The organism is Duganella sp. Root198D2, from assembly GCF_001428585.1.
GTDB lineage: Bacteria > Pseudomonadota > Gammaproteobacteria > Burkholderiales > Burkholderiaceae_D > Rugamonas.
In genome coordinates, this window is sequence record NZ_LMIC01000023.1 from 128,403 (window position 1) to 144,293 (window position 15,891).

Here is a 15,891-nt window from a genome sequence, read left to right on the forward strand (position 1 = left end):
CATGAAGACACTGGTATGCCAGGCGCCGGGCGAACTGCGCATGAGCGAGGTGCCGGTCCCGGTGCCGGCGCCGGGTGAGGCACTGGTACGGGTGCGCCGTATCGGCTTGTGCGGCACCGACATGCATATCTTCCGCGGCAGCCAGCCTTTCCTGCAGTATCCGCGTGTGATGGGGCACGAGCTGTCGGGGGAAATCGTGGCTGCGCCGGAAGGTTCCGGCCTGGCGCCGGGCGACCAGGTATATGTCATGCCTTACCTGTCGTGCGGGCGTTGCGTGGCCTGCCGCCGGGGCAAGACCAATTGCTGCGCCAATATCCAGGTGCTGGGCGTGCACCGCGACGGCGGCATGGCCGAGTACCTGGCGCTGCCGGCGCAGTTTGTATTCAAGACCGACGGCATCTCGCTCGACGAGGCGGCGATGCTGGAATTCCTGGCGATCGGCGCGCACGCGGTGCGCCGTGCTGTGGTGCAGGAAGGCCAGCGCGTGCTGGTGGTCGGAGCTGGGCCGATCGGCCTGGCGGCGACGCTGTTTGCGCGCCTGAACGGGGCCCGGGTCACCGTGCTCGATACCCGCGAGGACCGGCTGGCGTTCAGCCGCGAAGTGCTCAAGGCGCCGTACACGGTGCTGGCCGGGGAGGGCGACAAGCAGCTGATGGCGGCATTGACCGAGGGTGAGTTCTACGACGTGGTGTTCGACGCCACCGGTAATGCCAAGGCCATGGAACGCGGGCTGGAGTTCGTCGCACACGGCGGCGCCTATGTGCTGGTATCGATCGTGCCGGACCGGATCTCCTTCGCCGACCCCGAGTTCCACAAACGGGAAACCAGCCTGCTGGGCAGCCGCAACGCTACTGCCGATGATTTTCGCACGGTGCTCGCTGCCATGAGGGCGGGCCAGGTACCGACCGGCTTGATGAACACCCACCGCTGCACGCTGGAGGGCTTGATCGACGCCCTGCCGCAATGGATGGATCCGGCCAGCGGTGTGATCAAGGCCATCGTCGAGGTATAGATGCAGCCCATTCTCCAATTCGGCACCAGCCGCTTCCTGCAGGCGCACGCCGACCTGTTCATCAGCGAAGCGCTGGAGAGCGGCAACGCGCTGGGCAGGGTGACGGTGGTGCAAACCACCGCCAGCGCCGCAAGCGCGCGCCGGGTGGCGGCGTTCAGCCAGGGCGGCACATATCCGGTCGTCATTCGCGGCTGGCAGGATGGCGCGCCTGTCCAGCGCGAAGTGCAGGTCCGGTCGGTGGCGAACGCCCTGCAGGCCAGCCGGCAATGGCCGCAGGTGCTGCAGGCGGCGCTGGCTGCGCAGGTGATCATTTCAAATACCGGCGACCGGGGATACGAACTGGAGCCGTCCGATGATGCCGGCCTGCTGCAAGGCGGCCGGGTGCCGCGCAGCTTTCCGGCCAAATTGCTGGTGCTGCTGCACGCTCGCTATCTGCACGGCGCGGCGCCGCTCACCCTGATGCCATGCGAGCTGCTGGCCAATAATGGCAGCGCGCTGCGCGGCACGGTAGCGGGTCTGGCGCGGCGCTGGGAGATGGACCGTGCTTTCCTGGCCTGGCTGGAAGGTTCCTGTATCTGGGTGAATTCGCTGGTCGACCGCATCGTGTCGCAGGCGCTTGAACCGGCAGGAGCGGTGGCCGAGCCGTACGCCTTGTGGGCGATTGAGGCGCAAGCAGGAATGGTGCTGCCATGCAGCCATCCCCAGCTGGTGGTGACCGGATGCCTGGCTCCTTACGAGCGGCGCAAGCTCCTGATGCTGAACCTGGGGCACAGCTTCCTGGCCGAACATTGGCTGCTGGGGGCGCGGCCGGCCGGGGAAACCGTGCGCGAAGCGATGGCGGATCCTGCGCTGCGGACAATGCTGGAAGCGCTCTGGGAAGAAGAGGTGCTGCCGCTGTTTGCCGCCTTGGGCGAAGGCGAGGCGAGCCGCGCCTACCTGGCGCAGGTAAGGGACCGCTTCTGCAACCCTTTCCTCGACCACCGGCTGGCCGATATCGCCCAGAACCACGAGGAAAAGAAGCGCCGCCGCCTGTTGCCGGCGCTGGAACTGGCCGCCGGGTTGGGGCTGCAACTGCCGCAGCCGCGCCTGCGCGCCGCGATGGCGGGGAGCACGCCGGCATGATGCGCGTCGACGCCCACCAGCATTTCTGGCGCCTGGCCGACCGCAAGGGAGCATGGCCGCCGCCGCAATTGGCGCCGCTCTACCGCGACTTTTACCCGGAAGACCTGGGCGGCCTGCTGCACCGGCACGGCGTGGCCGCGACCGTGCTGGTGCAGTCGCTGCCGAACGAGGCCGATACCCATTTCTTGCTGGACCTGTCGGAGCGCTACAGTTTTATCGGCGCGGTCGTTGGCTGGGCCGACCTGAAAGCACCCGATGCAGCGCAGCGCATTGCAGCATTGGCGTGCCGTCCCAAGCTGCGCGGCCTGCGCCCCATGCTGCAAGACCTGGACGACGATGGCTGGATCGGTGATCCCGCCCTGGCTGCCGCCGTGGCGGCCATGCGGCAGCACGGCCTGCGCTTCGATGCCCTGGTCCTGCCGCGCCATTTGCCGGCCTTGCTGGCGTTTGCGCGCCGCAACCCGCAGCTCCCCATCGTGATCGACCACCTGGCCAAACCGGCCATGCACAGCGAACCCGATACGCGCTGGCTGAGCGACATGGCCAGCCTGGCGGCCCAGCCGCAGGTGCACTGCAAACTATCGGGCATGGTCACCGAGGCCGGCAGCGGCTGGACGGTCGCGCAGTTGCAGCCCTATGCCCGGCATATCCTGCAGGTTTTCGGCCCGGAGCGTGTGCTGTGGGGCAGCGACTGGCCGGTGCTTACGCTGGCCGCCGAATACGGGGCCTGGATCGATGCCAGCGCAGCGCTGCTGGCGCATCTTGACGAAGCGCAGCAGCGGGCCGTGTTTGGCTTGAATGCCTGCCGATTCTACGGGATGGCCTGCCATGCAGGGTGAAGGTGGCAGGCCGGAAGCGCGCCTTTACCGGCTGGTGGCCGAGCGCATTGAGCTGCTGATCCGGCAGGAAGGGCTGGCGACAGGGGCGCGCCTGCCGGCGGAACGCGAGCTGGCAGCCAGCCTGGGCGTGAGCCGCGCCTCGTTGCGCGAAGCCTTTGTGGCGCTGGAGATCGGCGGCGTGATCGAGGTGCGCAGCGGCTCGGGGGTGTATGTGGCGGGCAGGCCCGCGCTGCCTGCCGCCGGCGTGGAATCGGGCCCGGGGCCGTTCGAGGTGCTGGCGGCGCGCAGGGTGGTGGAGGCCGAAGTGGCAGCCAGGGCAGCCCGCAATGGCAGCGACTCGGCACTCGATGCGATCCTCGCCGCGCTGCTCGAGATGGAGCAAACCTACGCCGATCCAGCCTGCCATGAGATGGCGGACCGGCGCTTCCACCTGGCACTGGCAAGGGCGGCCGGCAATTCGGCGCTGGTGGCGCTCGTGGAGTACCTGTGGAACCAGCGCGGCGCCATGGCGCACCGGCTCAAGCATCATTACCGTACCGAGGAACTGGGCAAGGCGACCTTGGCCGACCACCGCGCCATTTTCAGCGCCGTTGCCGCGCGCGACGAGGCCGGCGCGCGGCAGGCGATGCGTGCCCACCTGGCACGCGTGCACCGCACCTTGTCCGGCGGCTGAGGCGTCGCGATCCGTGGCCCGTTTGCCCACCGTCTCACGGCGCAGCGCCAACCTGCTGCTGGACCATATCGCAGAAAACATCGTGGTGGGCGAGGCGCTCCCCACCGAACACCGGCTGGCCGCGCTGGCGGCGGGCAGCCGCAGTGCCGTTCGCAGCGCCATTGCGCACTTTTTCGCGCGTGGGCTGATCAGCGGCAGGAAGGGGCGCCTCCTGCTGCGCAAGCCGGCGCCGGGCGACTATTTCGATGTTGCCGATTTGCAGGGCGGAGCCGAGCGGGTGCGGCAAGCGCTGATGGAGCTGATCTACCAGGGCGACTGGCTGCCAGGTGCCGAGTTCACCGAGGCGGAGCTGGCGCGCGCGGCGCGAGTCAGCACAGTCAGCGTGCGTGAGTTCCTGATCGGGTTCTCGCGCTATGGACTGATCAGGAAAAAGCCGCAAGGCGGCTGGCGCCTGTCTGCCTTCGACCGCGCCTTCGCCATGGAAGTGGCGGAGGTCCGCCAGATGTTCGAGCTGGCCGCCATCGAGCGCTTCGCTGCCCTGGCGGCTGGCGACCCGGCCCTGGCCGCTCTCGGCCAGCTGATCGTGAGGCACGAGCAGCTTGCTGCCGGCATGGCGCAGCGCCACCAGGACTTCCCGGCGCTGGACCGCGACTTCCATACCTTCCTGATCGGCTGCCTGGAAAACCGCTTCGCGCAGGATTTTTACGACATTGTCTCGCTGGTCTTCCATTATCACTACCAATGGGACAAGGCTTCGGAAATGGCGCGCAACCAGCATGCTGTGCACGAACACCTCGCCATCCTGCAGGCCCTCGCGCGCCGCGACACGGCAGCGGCGCTGGCCGCCATGCGCGCCCACCTCGATTCGGCCCGCAGCACGCTGCTGCAGTCGATCCACAGCCGCCAGCTGGCCTTTACGAATTCGGCCAACGACAACAATGATTTGACTCAAATGCCGCCACGTTGACGCGCGGCGCCGGGCTTTCCTATATGTTTTATCCATTCCCGCCGCCCGCTTTTGGCGGCCGGGAAGCAGCGCCTGCCGCCCACAGCGGCAGCAGGTTTTTTATCGTCCACATGCAGTTCAATCCAACAGGAGACATATCAAATGAAGTGGATCAAATCAGTGTTCCGGAGCGCGCTGGCCCGGGCAGCCGCTTGCGCGGCGGTGGCCCTTGCGGTCCAGCAGCCCGCCGCAGCCTATAGTTGGGATACCGTCGCCATGGGCGGCGGCGGCTTCGTCTCGGCGGTCATCCCGAGCAAGACCGAGGCCGGCGTGGTGTATGCCCGCACCGACGTCGGCGGCGCCTTCCGCTGGGATAATGCCAATGGCCGCTGGGTGCCGCTGCTGGACTGGGTCTCGGACGAACAGACCGGCTACCTGGGCGTCGAATCGCTGGCGGTCGACCCCAAGAGTGCGCGCAATGTCTATATGCTGGTCGGCATAAGCTACTTCAATAACGGCAAGAGCGCGATCCTGCGCTCCACCGATTACGGCGCGAGCTTCACCACCATCGACGTGAGCGGCCAGTTCAAGGCGCATGGCAATGGCATGGGGCGCCAGGGTGGCGAGCGGCTGGTGGTCGATCCCGGTTCCAGCAACGTGCTGTATGTCGGCACACGCTGGAATGGTCTGTTCAAGAGCACCAATTCCGGTTCCACCTGGTCGCAGGTGACTTCGCTGAACGTGGCCGCGACGCCGAACGACAACGGCATCAGCCTCGTGATGGCCGACCCGTCCAGCGTGTCGGGCGGCGTGGCGCAGCGCCTGTTCGTCGGCGTCTCGCGTTACGGTTCGGCAGGAACGAACTTCTATCGCAGCGACAATGCGGGTGCTTCCTTCTCCGCCGTGTCGGGCGCGCCATCGGGATTCATGCCGCAGCGCGCAGCGTTCGATGGCGCAGGCAACCTGATCGTCACCTATGGCAATGGCGCCGGCCCGCACGGCAACCAGTCGGGATCGGAGCCGATGGACAATGGCCAGGTCTGGAAGTACACCATTTCGAACGGGGCCTGGACCAATATCACCCCGGTCGGCGTGGCGCGCGCGTTCAGCGGTATCAGCGTTGATCCGTCCAATCCGCAGCGCATGGTGGCGTCGACGGTCAACCAGTACGCCGCGCAAGGCGGGGCCTGGGGCGACCGCGTATACATCAGCAGCAACGGCGGCGCCAGCTGGACCGACGTGATTGCGCGCGGCTTTGCCCGCGACAACGGCGGCATCAGCTGGATCGGCAATGGTTCCATCCACTGGGCCGGCACAGTGAGCTTTGATCCGTTCAACAGCAAAACCGTGTGGGTCACCTCCGGCAACGGCATCTTCAAGACCAGCGATATCGATGCTGCGACGACCACCTGGACCTTCAACAGCAAGGGCCTGGAAGAAACGGTGCCGTTGAACGCCGTCAGCATTCCCGGCGGCCCACTGCTGTCGGCGCTGGGCGACGTGGACGGCTTCCGCCACTACAACACCGCCACCTATACCAATCCCATGCACGAGCCGCGCATGGGAACGACCACCGGCCTGGCGGTGGCCGCAGCCAACACCAGCATGGCGGTGCGGGTCGGCGCCAATATGTACACTTCGGCCAACGGTGGCGTCAACTGGAGCCAGGTAGCGATGAACGGCAGCAAAGGGCAGGTCGCGTTGTCGGCCAGCGGTTCCGCGCTGCTGCATAGCCCGGAGAACTCGTCCACCACCTACCGTTCGACCAATATGGGCGGCAGCTGGTCGGCAGTTGGCGGCCTTGGCGTAAACAATGCGCGTCCCGTCGCCGATCCATCCAATGCCAGCAAGTTCTACGTCTACAACCCGGCCGACGGCAGTTTCATGATCAGCACCGATGGCGGCGCCTCGTTCTGGAAATTCAACACGCTTGCCAGCTGGGGTTCGGACGTGATCCGGGCGGCGCCTGGCCGGGAAGGCGATATCTGGGTGCCGCTGTACGGCGGCGGCCTGGCGCGCAGCACCAGCTCGGGGTGGCAATTCAGCACCTTCGCCAATGTCAGCTACTGCAGCGCGGTCGGCTTCGGCAAGGCAGCCGATGGCGCCAGCTATCCGACGGTCTTCATCTGGGGCACGGTGGGCGGCGTACGCGGCTTGTTCCGTTCGACCGACGCCGGCGCCAACTGGACCCGCATCAACGACAACGCGCACCAGTACGGCGGGGTTGGCAATGGCCGCTTCGTGGTGGGCGATATGAATAGCTACGGCGTGGTGTATATGAGCACCGCGGGCCGCGGCATGGTGGTCGGCAGGCCGTAGGCAGGGAAGGAAACAGGGAAGGAAATATGCTCCCGCCGCAGTCCGCAAGGGACGCGGCGGGAGCAGGCGGGAGGCTTAGAACATATAGCGCAGCGAGACGCGGTAGCTGCGGCCCGGCTCGAACCAGGCGCGCCCCATGTTGCCGGGGTGTTGCTGCTGGGTCTGCCTGACCACGGTATCGGTCAGGTTATTGGCCGCAAAACTGGCCGACAGGCGCTCGGTCACCTTGTAGTCGATGCCGAAGTCAAGCTGTCCCATCGCTTCCTGCCAGGTCGGCAAGCCCCAGCCCACGTCCTGCATGCCGGGACGGGCCGGATCGGCGCTGGTGGCATCCGTACCCTGGGTGCCATTGACGGTCACGCCCTGCAGGAAACGGCCGCGCCAGCTGTAGGCCAGGCGCGCCGACAGCGGCCCGCGGTCGTACAGGAAGGCTACATTGTAGGCATTCTTCGACAGGTACATGATAGGCAGCGAAGTGAACGGCAGGCCGTTGGTATCGCAGCCGTACACGGCCAGCGAGCTGTTGTTGAAGGTACTCGAGGAAGGGCAGTATTTCAGGTCGAACGGGTGGTCGAGGTTCTGTTTGCTCTTGATGTAGGTGTAATTGGCGGAGATGCCGAAACCCTTGGCCCATTCCGGCAACAGCTGCTGCAATCCCGGCACGTGGTCGAAATATGTCTGGCCGGCGACTTCAGCTCCGCTCACCGAGCCGTTGGCGACATTGTTCGGCGCCGTGATCAGGAAGCTTTGCTCGTTGCCATCGAGCGACTTGTAGCTGCGCGTGAAGGCCGACGGCAGGATGATGTCGCGCACCTTCTTGTGGAACAGGCCCAGGGTCAGCGATGCGCCATTGCCCGGGTACCATTCGAGCGACAAGTCGTAGCTGTTGGCCGTGATCGGCTTCAGTTTGACGTTGCCGTCGTCCTTGCCGGTATAGGTGATGTTTTTCACGCTGCGGTCGTCGTTGTCGGTGACGGTCTGGTTGAGCGTGATGTATTCGCGCAGGTCGCCAAAGCCCGGGCGGTACATCGCCTTGGCGAATGCAAAGCGGGCCTGCAGCTTGTCGGTCAGGTCTGCCTTCAGGTTCAGGCTTGGCAGGTAGTTGGTGTATTTATGCTGTGCCTCCAGCGGCTCGTCGATGGTGCCGAACTGCGGTACTTCCGGCCGCGGGCTGCTGCCATAGTTCGGCTTGAACACCGTGTAGCCCTGGGCTCTGGTGTTGGTGCGTACCACGCGCAGGCCGGCACTGCCTTCCACCGGGAAGCGCCATTCGTCGAAGGCAAAGCGCGCCGAAACATAGCCGGCCTGGGTGTTTTCCTTCTGGCGGCCGGTGTTGGCGGGATCGCCATCGAAGGTCAGCGCCTTCCAGTTGTTGCCGGCGGTCGAGCAATCGTTGCTGGTGCCATACAGCTGGTTGCCGTCCTGGCATTGCAGCTGCATGATCCGGGTCGCCTGCTGGTAAGCGCCCGGATAGTCGCGGGTGAAGCCCAGGGTCGGCATCACCAGCGACGGCGGCAGATTGGTTTTGCCGTTGAAGAAATTATTGAAATTGACTAGCTGGTTCGGCACCAGGGCGGCATAGCGTGGATCGCTCAGGTAGCCGAAGCTGCCGCGGCTCTGCCAGCTTTGCATATCGGTCGAACTGGGCAGCCGGCCCGGCACGCTGGTGGTCTTGACGTTCCATGGCTCGGCCACGCTGTACCAGCCGCTGCCGCCGGCGTTGATGCGCGTTGCGGAGCGGTCGGTCAGGCGTACCCCGAAGCCCAGGTCGCGCAGTACCGGGTGGTCAAAGCGCACCTTGGCGTCGACTTTCCAGGCGTACAGGTCGCCCGACGCCTTGCTCAGGCTCGGCATCATGTGGTCCAGGTAATAGTTGCCCGGATTGGACAGGAAGTCGCGCGCCGACTGGTCGAAGCTGATGCTGGGCGGGGTGCCGGCGGTGGCGATGCCCATGCTTGGCACATAGGTCACCATCGCCAGATTGGTGGAGAAGTTCTTGTTGGTCGAATGGACCCATTGCAGGTCATTCTGCACTGTCCAGCGATCGTTGATCTTCCACTTGGTATTCCAGGCGATCTCCCTGGTCTGCGAGCGGCGGTCGGCAAAGCCGGTGTTGGAATTGAAATTCAGGCCGCCGGCGGCGAAATTGTTGGCGCCAAGGCCGCCGAACGGGTAGGTGTAGGTGGCCGATTGCAGTACGCCATTGGCGTCGAACACGGGATCGACGAGTTTGGACTTGTAAGGGTTTTCCACGCCGCTGTAGAGGGCGTATTCTTCGCTTTGTTCCTTGTAGCCCGAATGGAAGTAGGTGAGGGCCGATTCCAGCTTGTCGTTCTTCCATTGCAGCGCGCCGTAGATGCCGGCGCGGTTGGTCTCGCCCGTATTGCGGCGCCAGGAGGCGGACTTGGGCGCCCACACCGTCTGGCCGTCGACAATACCGGTGCGTGGATAGAACGCGTCCATCTGCACCGTGTCGTTGAGCGTATTGGTGCGGTTGAACGACAGGTCGATCAGGGCGCCGAACTGGCCGCTGGCGGTATCCCAGCGCTTCGAATACAGGGCGGAGGCGCCGGGTGATTTCTGCTTGCCCAGCTGGTTGTAATTGCCGTTGGCCGATAAGGCAAATTTCTCGCTCTTGTAGTCGAATGGCAGCGCGGTGCGCAGGTCGACCTGGCCGCTGACGCCGCCTTCAATCAGGCTGGCTGGCGGGTTCTTGTGCACGATGACGGCGGACATCAGTTCCGGCGGCACGTCGCCCCAGCTCAGCTCACGGCCCGGCCAGCCCGCCGAAAACGCTTCCCGCCCGTTCAGGGTGGACGAACCCCAGGTCAGGCCGCGGATCGAGATTCCGGAGCCTTCCACGGAAAAGTGCTCGGGGTCGCCGCGCGAGCGGTTGCGGTCAATGGTAATGCCGCTGACCCGCTGCAGTACTTCGGTAATCGATTTGTCGGGCAGCTTGCCGGCTTCCTCTGCCACGACGGCCTCGACGATTTCATCGGCATGCTGCTTGATCTTCTGTGCCGACTGCAGCGCTGCACGCTGGCCGCTTACCACGATCTTCGGCGTAGCATCGCCGGATTCCTGCGCATGTGCCACGCCCCCCACAACCAGGACTGCTTGTGCGACCGCGACGGACAGCGCGGTTCTTTTGATTTGTCTCCGCATCACTTCAAACTCCCTCAAGAAATAGTGCTCGATAGCCTGCTTACTGCACGGTGATTGCGCCGCTCAGGGTGATCTCGGTTGGATAGGTCGGGCTGCTCGCCGTGGCACTCTGCACCGAGAAGTTGGGTTGCGCCGCGTCGAAGCCGATGCTGACGATCGGATAGCTGGCCAGCTCGCCGGCTGCAGTCAATCCCGCCAGGTCGCAGGTTTCGCCGATTGCCGTGAAGCTGCCCAGTTGCAGTTCGTATTTCTGGACGGCTGCACCCTTTGGCGTAAACACGGTATTCAGCGTGACGTTGCAGGCCTTGTTGTTGTCCGAAACCTTGTTGGCGAAGTGGCCGAGCACCAGCGTGACTTTGACGGCCTTGGCGGAAGCACTGAACCATTCGCTGTTCTGTCCCAGGTTGAATTTCACCGACGTCTGTTTGTCGACCTGGACGCCGCCCGTGGTGTTGCCGGTTTTACTGATGCTGCCGACGTTCGGGCCCAGGATGCTGAAGCCGGCGTAGCCGCCGATCCAGCCGTCGTTGTTTGGATGATTCGGATCCTTGGTCTGGATCAGGTAATGGAAGCTGAACGTGCTGCCGTCCGTGCTGGCGTTGGCGCCACACCAGTTGGCATCGCTGCACCACCAGCCGTCGATATTGCTGCCTGCAAAGGTGGTGATCGCGCCGCCTTCCAGCGTCGCGCTGGCCGAGGCGTAGCCGGAAGCGAACGTCAGCACCGGCGGCGGTGCGTCGCCGACAGTAAAGCTAACCATCTGCTGCGTTGCCGCGGCATAGTTGGTATCGCCTTCCTGGCTGGCCGAGAGGGTGCACTGGCCCTTGGACAGCAGCGTCAAAGCGGCGCCGCTGGCGGTGCAGACGTCCGGCGTGGTGGAACCGTAGGTGATCGGCAAGCCGGAAGTGGCAACGGCCGCCAGCGGTGCCGGTTGTCCGGTGATGGCCTGGAAACCGGGCGATTCAAAATTGATGGACTGGGCCTTCTTCAGGACCTTGAACAGCTGCTGCGAGCTGGCCGGCGCATAGCTGGCGTCGCCGGCCTGGCTGGCGGTGATCGAACATTCGCCGGGCTTGACTGGCACCAGCTTGCCGTCGGCCACAGTGCAGAAGTCCGGCGTGTTCGAGCTGAACGTGATCGCCAGTCCCGATGTCGCGGTCGCGGCCAGGGCTTCCGGCGCAGTCGCCAGATAGCGTGCTCCCGGGTAGGGGAAATCGATCGACTGGGATTTGCTGCCCGAGCTGTCGCTGCCGCTTCCGCCGCCACCACAGGCGCTTAGCGCGGTGATACAGGCCAGCCCCGCCATCGATACAGGGATTCTCATCGCATGTCTCCTCATGATTTGTTCTCCAGGTTTTGATTTGTCTGCCTCCGGCCAATCCAATGGCACTGGCAAATCCTTTTTTTACTTCACTGCTGTTGAATGCAGGCAGGTGTCAGCAAACTGTATGGTGCAAGCGCGGGCGCTCACCATCAATTACAAAAAACGTCAATACAACAGACATTTTTCCGCAAGCAAGAGTGCGTGCGTCAGCGCCGCACGTCGAGTGCGCAGTTGCTGACAGCGTCGATCTGCGCCTCGTTGGCCAGGTTGAAGTCGCCGGCGATTGAATGCTTGGCCACGGCAGCAGCCAGGCCGAAGCCAAGCGTCCGGTCGTCGTCCCAGCCGTGCAGCAAGCCGTGCAAAATCCCCGCGGCGAATGCATCGCCGGTACCGATGCGGTCGACGATGCCGTGCATTTCGTAGGTGCGGGCCTGTATCGAGCCGCTTCGCGTGCACAGCGTAGCGCTGAGGTCATGGCGCTCGTTGGCGAGCTGGCTACGGCTGGTGGCCGCGATCGATGCAAGATGTGGAAATGCAGCGAATGCTGCCGCCATGGCTTCGGTGCGGCTGCCTTGGCCCAGGCCAGGGCGGCGCAGCACCAGTGCGAAGTCGCGCTGGTCGGCAAAAGCCAGGTCGGCGTGGCGCATCAGTTCGCACAGCACGTCGGCGCCGTCGCTGCCTCGCCGTGCCCACAACGCTGCACGGTAATTGCCATCGAAAGAGACTTTGACACCCAGCGCGCGTGCGGCGCGCATGGCGTCCAGGGTGGTTTGCGCACCGCGCTCGCCGGTGGCTGCCGAAATGCCGGAAACATGCAGCCAGCCCGCGCCTTCCAGCAGCGCCGGCCAGTGATAGGCGGCCGGCTCGGTCGCGGCGAAGACGGAGCATTCGCGGTCGTAAATTATTTCGGCGGGGCGCAACACCGCTCCGCTGGTCAGGAAATACAGCCCGACCCTTCCAGGCGCAAAGCGGATGGCGCGCGTATCGACCCCGTGGGCCCGGACGCCATCACGTATCGATTGGCCCAGCGCATTGTCGGGCAGGCTGCTGACCAGCGCGGCGCGGTGTCCCAGGCGGGCCAGGGAGACGGCGACATTGGCCTCGGCACCGCCAATACAGGTATCAAGGTGCGGCGACTGGAGCATCACCTGGCCGCCCGGCGCCGACAGGCGAAGCAGCAGCTCGCCGAAGCATACGATGTCATTTTCCATGCGACTATGTTGGGAACTTCGTCCCTGCAGCGCAATGGCGAAAACGGCCAAGGCGGCCAATGAAATGCGCCAGACGGCAGCCGATACGGAAAAACATGGAGCCGGCTAGTGAATATTGGAATTGCCCGGCAAAGTGGCGCAGCCGAAAATCGGCCGCAAGCCATACCGACAATGCCCCGCTTACCAGGAATGCGTTCCGATGTTGAACAGACTCGCCCTTATCGTCGCCGCCTGACTGGCGACGGCGTGTACGCTGCCAGTGCAACAAGGCCCGGCGGCCGGCAATCCGGAGCGGCCGGGCGCCACGCAGCCGCGCGCCATTCGGCTGGCGAGCGACGATGTACGTGCATTCCCGGTGCCGCCGGCAGGCTTCGCGGACAGGCAGCCGGGCATTGCGCAAGGGCTGGTGAAGGAATTCGAATACGACTCGGCGGTCACGGGAAAGCGGCGCAAGGCCAGCGTGTACCTGCCGCCAGCCTATTCTGCACTGCGCCGATATCCGGTGCTGTATTTATTGCATGGCCTGGCCGGGACCCATGATGAATGGCCCGCTTATGTCCGCGCCGCACCGGTTCTCGACCAGCTGATCGCGGCTGGAAAGGCGGTGCCAATGATCGTCGTCATGCCCAATGGCCGCGCGCTGCCCGACGACCAGCCTGCTCCCGAAGAACGCAAGTTTTCGGAAGAACATGTCGCAGGCTTTGCCAACTTTGAACGCGACCTGCTGGAGAACCTGGTTCCGGCGATCGACCGCAACTACCCGACCTTGCCCGGCGCCGGACAGCGGGCGATAGCCGGCCTGTCGATGGGCGGCGGCCAGGCGCTGAATTTCGGACTTGGCCACCCAGAGGCATTTTCCTGGGTGGGCGGATTCTCTGCGGCGCCCAATACCCGCGCCGCCACGAGCCTGCTGGCGCGACCGGCGGACGGGCCGCCGCTGCGGCTGCTGTACCTGTCGTGCGGGAAGCAAGATGGTTTGATCGGCGTGTCGCAGGATTTCCACCAGGCGCTGCGCCGGCTCGGGGTGCCGCACATCTGGCATGTCGACGACTATGGACATGAGCGCGAGAGCTGGGCCGAGGCCTTGTACCAGTTTGCCCAGCTGGTCTTCCGCTGAACGCCCAGCCGTCAAGTGGCGAAAGCGTCATGATGAATTTGTGTAAAATGGCTCAAGAGCCACAGATTGCTGAACAATGAACATGCTTCGCCTGTTGACCTGGATAGGCTTGCTATGCATTGCGGCCTCCGCACACGCGGCGACCACGGTGACCTGCGTCACCGAGGAGAACCGGCCCGTCAATTTCCTGGAGAACGGCAAGGTCACCGGCTTCAGCACGGAAGTGATCCAGGCCGTGCTGAAGGAAATCGACGTGGAATGCGATTTCCATGTCATGCCCTGGGCGCGCGCTTATTCAACGGCCCTGCATTCTGAAAATGTGCTGATCTTCTCCATCCTGCGCACGCCGGAGCGCGAACAATTGTTCAAATGGGTCGGCGTGGTTTCCCCGCCGGACAGTTCCTACCTGTTCGCCCTGCGCGAGCGCAAGCTGAAGATCCATAGCCTCAGCGATGCCCTCAACTACAAGATCGGGACCATCAATGGCGATGCGCGCGAGCAGTACCTCGAGTCCAAGGGCTTTGTCAAAGGCCTGCAGCTGCAGGGGAATGCCTTGCCGAAAACGACATATGAGAAACTGAAACTGGGTCGCGTTGATTTTTGGGCAATGAGTGAAATCGTCGCGCTCGACCTGGTACGGCGCGAGGGCGGCGACCCCGAGCAAATCCTGGTGCGGGCCCTGCACCTGTCTGAACTGGGCAGCGGCGGCAGCTATATGGCGTTTGGCCCGAAGACCGACGACTACCTGGTCGAGCGATTCCGCAAAGGCCTTGAGACCATCAAGGTGCACGGCATATTTGCTGCGCTGCATAAGAAGTGGTTCTGATTTTACCGAATATCGTTCGGCTGCCTGGCGCTTTTCGTAATTGCCCGGTATGCAAGGCGTCGGCAAAATCGCAGCATGACAAAATCCTCTGGAGTGTTGGCGGCCTTGCTTCTGGCGGCCGCCGGGACCGGCCCGTGCGCCGCTGGCGACAATGAAATCGTCCTGTTCGCAGGAAGGCCGGCGCCATCCTGGAGCGCAGCGATAGGCGCGTTCGAAGCGCCGCCAGGCGCCTCGGCAGGGTTGCGTATCGGCGAGGTCGATGGCAAGCAGGGGGCACTCACGCTGCAATGGAAGGATTCCTGGACTACCGCCATGCGCCTGGAAGGCGGGCCTCCGCTAGACTTGCGTCCCTTCGCTGCCGGCGGCACATTGGAGTTTGACCTGAAGGTGCTTGACTTGAGCCAGGGCGGCATCTATTTTGCCCTGGGTTGCGGGCCGGATTGCTACCGCAAGCTTTCCTATGTCGTGGCCGGCAAGGCCCTGCAGGGCAAACCCTGGCAGCACCTGTCTTTCGCGCTGTCGTGCTTCATGCGCGATGGGGACGATTTCAGCAAAGTGCCGCTTCCATTTTCCCTCGAGGCCAACGGGACGGGGCAGGTCGCGCTTGCCGGCATCAAGCTTGTGCAGTCCGGTGTCCCCAATGCGGGCTGCCCCGATTACCGCACCCAATCGTCAACGCCGGGGCCGCTCGACCATTCCTGGGCGCTGTCTTCCTGGCTGGCGCGCCACGAGAGGAATCTCGAGGAGAATCGCAAACTCCTGGCAGCGGGCAAGAAGCCGCAAATGGTATTCATCGGCGACTCCATCACGGAGGGTTGGGAGACGCCCGGCCAGGCGGTCTGGCAGCGCTATTACGCCAGGCATGATGCGGTCGCGCTGGGCTTCGGCGGCGACCATACCGAGAATGTGCTATGGCGCTTGCGGCACGGCGAGCTGGACGGCCTGGCGCCCAAGGTTGCCGTGCTGATGATCGGCACCAACAATAGCGGCGACCGTCATGACGACCCAAGGGCAACCGCGGCCGGCGTCAAGGCAGTCATTGACGAGATGCGCAGCCGCCTGCCGCGTACCAAGGTGCTGCTGCTGGCGATCTTCCCCCGGGAGGAACAGCCGACGGCCTTCCTGCGCCGCCTGAACGAAAGGGTGAACTCCCTTATTTCGTGCTATGCGGACGGTAAGCACGTCTTCTACGCCAATATCAATGGCGCGCTGCTGAATGCGGACGGCACGCTGTCGCGCGACGTGATGCCGGACCTGCTGCACCCGCAGGAGAAGGGGTACGAGATCTGGGCGCGCAGCATGGAACCGGTCCTGACGAAACTGATGACGGAGTAATT

12 protein-coding genes are annotated in these 15,891 nt (G+C 64.4%); 9 read left to right on the top strand and 3 right to left on the bottom strand.

What is annotated here, in order from left to right:
- Position 1 precedes the first annotated feature (1 nt).
- From ASE26_RS18350 to ASE26_RS18375, 6 genes are all read left to right on the top strand, one after another.
- Complete coding sequence (locus ASE26_RS18350) at positions 2-1,012, top strand: zinc-binding alcohol dehydrogenase family protein (RefSeq protein ID WP_057246693.1); 1,011 nt, start codon at positions 2-4, stop codon at positions 1,010-1,012.
- Positions 1,013-2,134, top strand: a complete 1,122-nt coding sequence (locus tag ASE26_RS18355; RefSeq protein ID WP_057246694.1) for a D-mannonate oxidoreductase — start codon at positions 1,013-1,015, stop codon at positions 2,132-2,134.
- Complete coding sequence (locus ASE26_RS18360; protein WP_200960823.1) at positions 2,131-2,973, top strand: amidohydrolase; 843 nt, start codon at positions 2,131-2,133, stop codon at positions 2,971-2,973. The genes ASE26_RS18355 and ASE26_RS18360 overlap by 4 nt, the downstream gene beginning before the upstream one ends.
- Entirely contained in the window at positions 2,963-3,646 is a 684-nt protein-coding gene (locus tag ASE26_RS18365) for a FadR/GntR family transcriptional regulator (protein ID WP_200960824.1), read from the top strand. The genes ASE26_RS18360 and ASE26_RS18365 overlap by 11 nt, the downstream gene beginning before the upstream one ends.
- Before the next feature lie 13 nt (positions 3,647-3,659).
- Positions 3,660-4,613, top strand: a complete 954-nt coding sequence (locus tag ASE26_RS18370; RefSeq protein ID WP_057246696.1) for a GntR family transcriptional regulator — start codon at positions 3,660-3,662, stop codon at positions 4,611-4,613.
- 141 nt (positions 4,614-4,754) lie between these two features.
- Entirely contained in the window at positions 4,755-6,911 is a 2,157-nt protein-coding gene (locus tag ASE26_RS18375) for a hypothetical protein (RefSeq protein ID WP_057246697.1), read from the top strand.
- A gap of 75 nt (positions 6,912-6,986) precedes the next feature.
- Here the strand turns inward: ASE26_RS18375 and ASE26_RS18380 are convergent, their stop codons facing one another.
- From ASE26_RS18380 to ASE26_RS18390, 3 genes are all read right to left on the bottom strand, one after another.
- Positions 6,987-10,076: a TonB-dependent receptor gene (locus ASE26_RS18380; protein ID WP_057246698.1), complete on the bottom strand. Its 3,090-nt coding sequence runs from the start codon at positions 10,074-10,076 to the stop codon at positions 6,987-6,989.
- Positions 10,077-10,116: 40 nt separating this feature from the next.
- Positions 10,117-11,400, bottom strand: a complete 1,284-nt coding sequence (locus tag ASE26_RS18385; protein ID WP_156409964.1) for a hypothetical protein — start codon at positions 11,398-11,400, stop codon at positions 10,117-10,119.
- Between the two features lie 206 nt (positions 11,401-11,606).
- The gene (locus tag ASE26_RS18390; protein ID WP_055923886.1) at positions 11,607-12,611 is read right to left on the bottom strand and encodes a sugar kinase; all 1,005 of its coding nucleotides are present in this window, start codon (positions 12,609-12,611) and stop codon (positions 11,607-11,609) included.
- Between the two features lie 259 nt (positions 12,612-12,870).
- Here ASE26_RS18390 and ASE26_RS18395 point away from each other — a divergent pair, with 259 nt between their 5' ends.
- The 3 genes from ASE26_RS18395 (at position 12,871) to ASE26_RS18405 (ending at position 15,889) form a co-directional block, all read left to right on the top strand.
- The gene (locus tag ASE26_RS18395) at positions 12,871-13,728 is read left to right on the top strand and encodes an esterase family protein (protein ID WP_057246700.1); all 858 of its coding nucleotides are present in this window, start codon (positions 12,871-12,873) and stop codon (positions 13,726-13,728) included.
- A gap of 82 nt (positions 13,729-13,810) precedes the next feature.
- Positions 13,811-14,554 carry an ABC transporter substrate-binding protein gene (locus ASE26_RS18400; protein WP_162246521.1) on the top strand — a complete coding sequence of 248 codons (744 nt, stop codon included), beginning with the start codon at positions 13,811-13,813 and terminating at the stop codon, positions 14,552-14,554.
- A gap of 75 nt (positions 14,555-14,629) precedes the next feature.
- Positions 14,630-15,889 carry a GDSL-type esterase/lipase family protein gene (locus ASE26_RS18405; RefSeq protein ID WP_057246701.1) on the top strand — a complete coding sequence of 420 codons (1,260 nt, stop codon included), beginning with the start codon at positions 14,630-14,632 and terminating at the stop codon, positions 15,887-15,889.
- Positions 15,890-15,891 lie beyond the last annotated feature (2 nt).

Excerpts from the sequence above, each read along its gene's own strand:
- ASE26_RS18350 (WP_057246693.1), top strand. The coding sequence starts at position 2 with ATGAAGACACTGGTATGCCAGGCGCCGGGCGAACTGCGCATGAGCGAG.
- ASE26_RS18355 (WP_057246694.1), top strand. The coding sequence starts at position 1,013 with ATGCAGCCCATTCTCCAATTCGGCACCAGCCGCTTCCTGCAGGCGCAC.
- ASE26_RS18360 (WP_200960823.1), top strand. The coding sequence starts at position 2,131 with ATGATGCGCGTCGACGCCCACCAGCATTTCTGGCGCCTGGCCGACCGC.
- ASE26_RS18365 (WP_200960824.1), top strand. The coding sequence starts at position 2,963 with ATGCAGGGTGAAGGTGGCAGGCCGGAAGCGCGCCTTTACCGGCTGGTG.
- ASE26_RS18375 (WP_057246697.1), top strand. The coding sequence starts at position 4,755 with ATGAAGTGGATCAAATCAGTGTTCCGGAGCGCGCTGGCCCGGGCAGCC.
- ASE26_RS18380 (WP_057246698.1), bottom strand. The coding sequence starts at position 10,076 with ATGCGGAGACAAATCAAAAGAACCGCGCTGTCCGTCGCGGTCGCACAA.
- ASE26_RS18385 (WP_156409964.1), bottom strand. The coding sequence starts at position 11,400 with ATGAGAATCCCTGTATCGATGGCGGGGCTGGCCTGTATCACCGCGCTA.
- ASE26_RS18390 (WP_055923886.1), bottom strand. The coding sequence starts at position 12,611 with ATGGAAAATGACATCGTATGCTTCGGCGAGCTGCTGCTTCGCCTGTCG.
- ASE26_RS18400 (WP_162246521.1), top strand. The coding sequence starts at position 13,811 with ATGCTTCGCCTGTTGACCTGGATAGGCTTGCTATGCATTGCGGCCTCC.
- ASE26_RS18405 (WP_057246701.1), top strand. The coding sequence starts at position 14,630 with ATGACAAAATCCTCTGGAGTGTTGGCGGCCTTGCTTCTGGCGGCCGCC.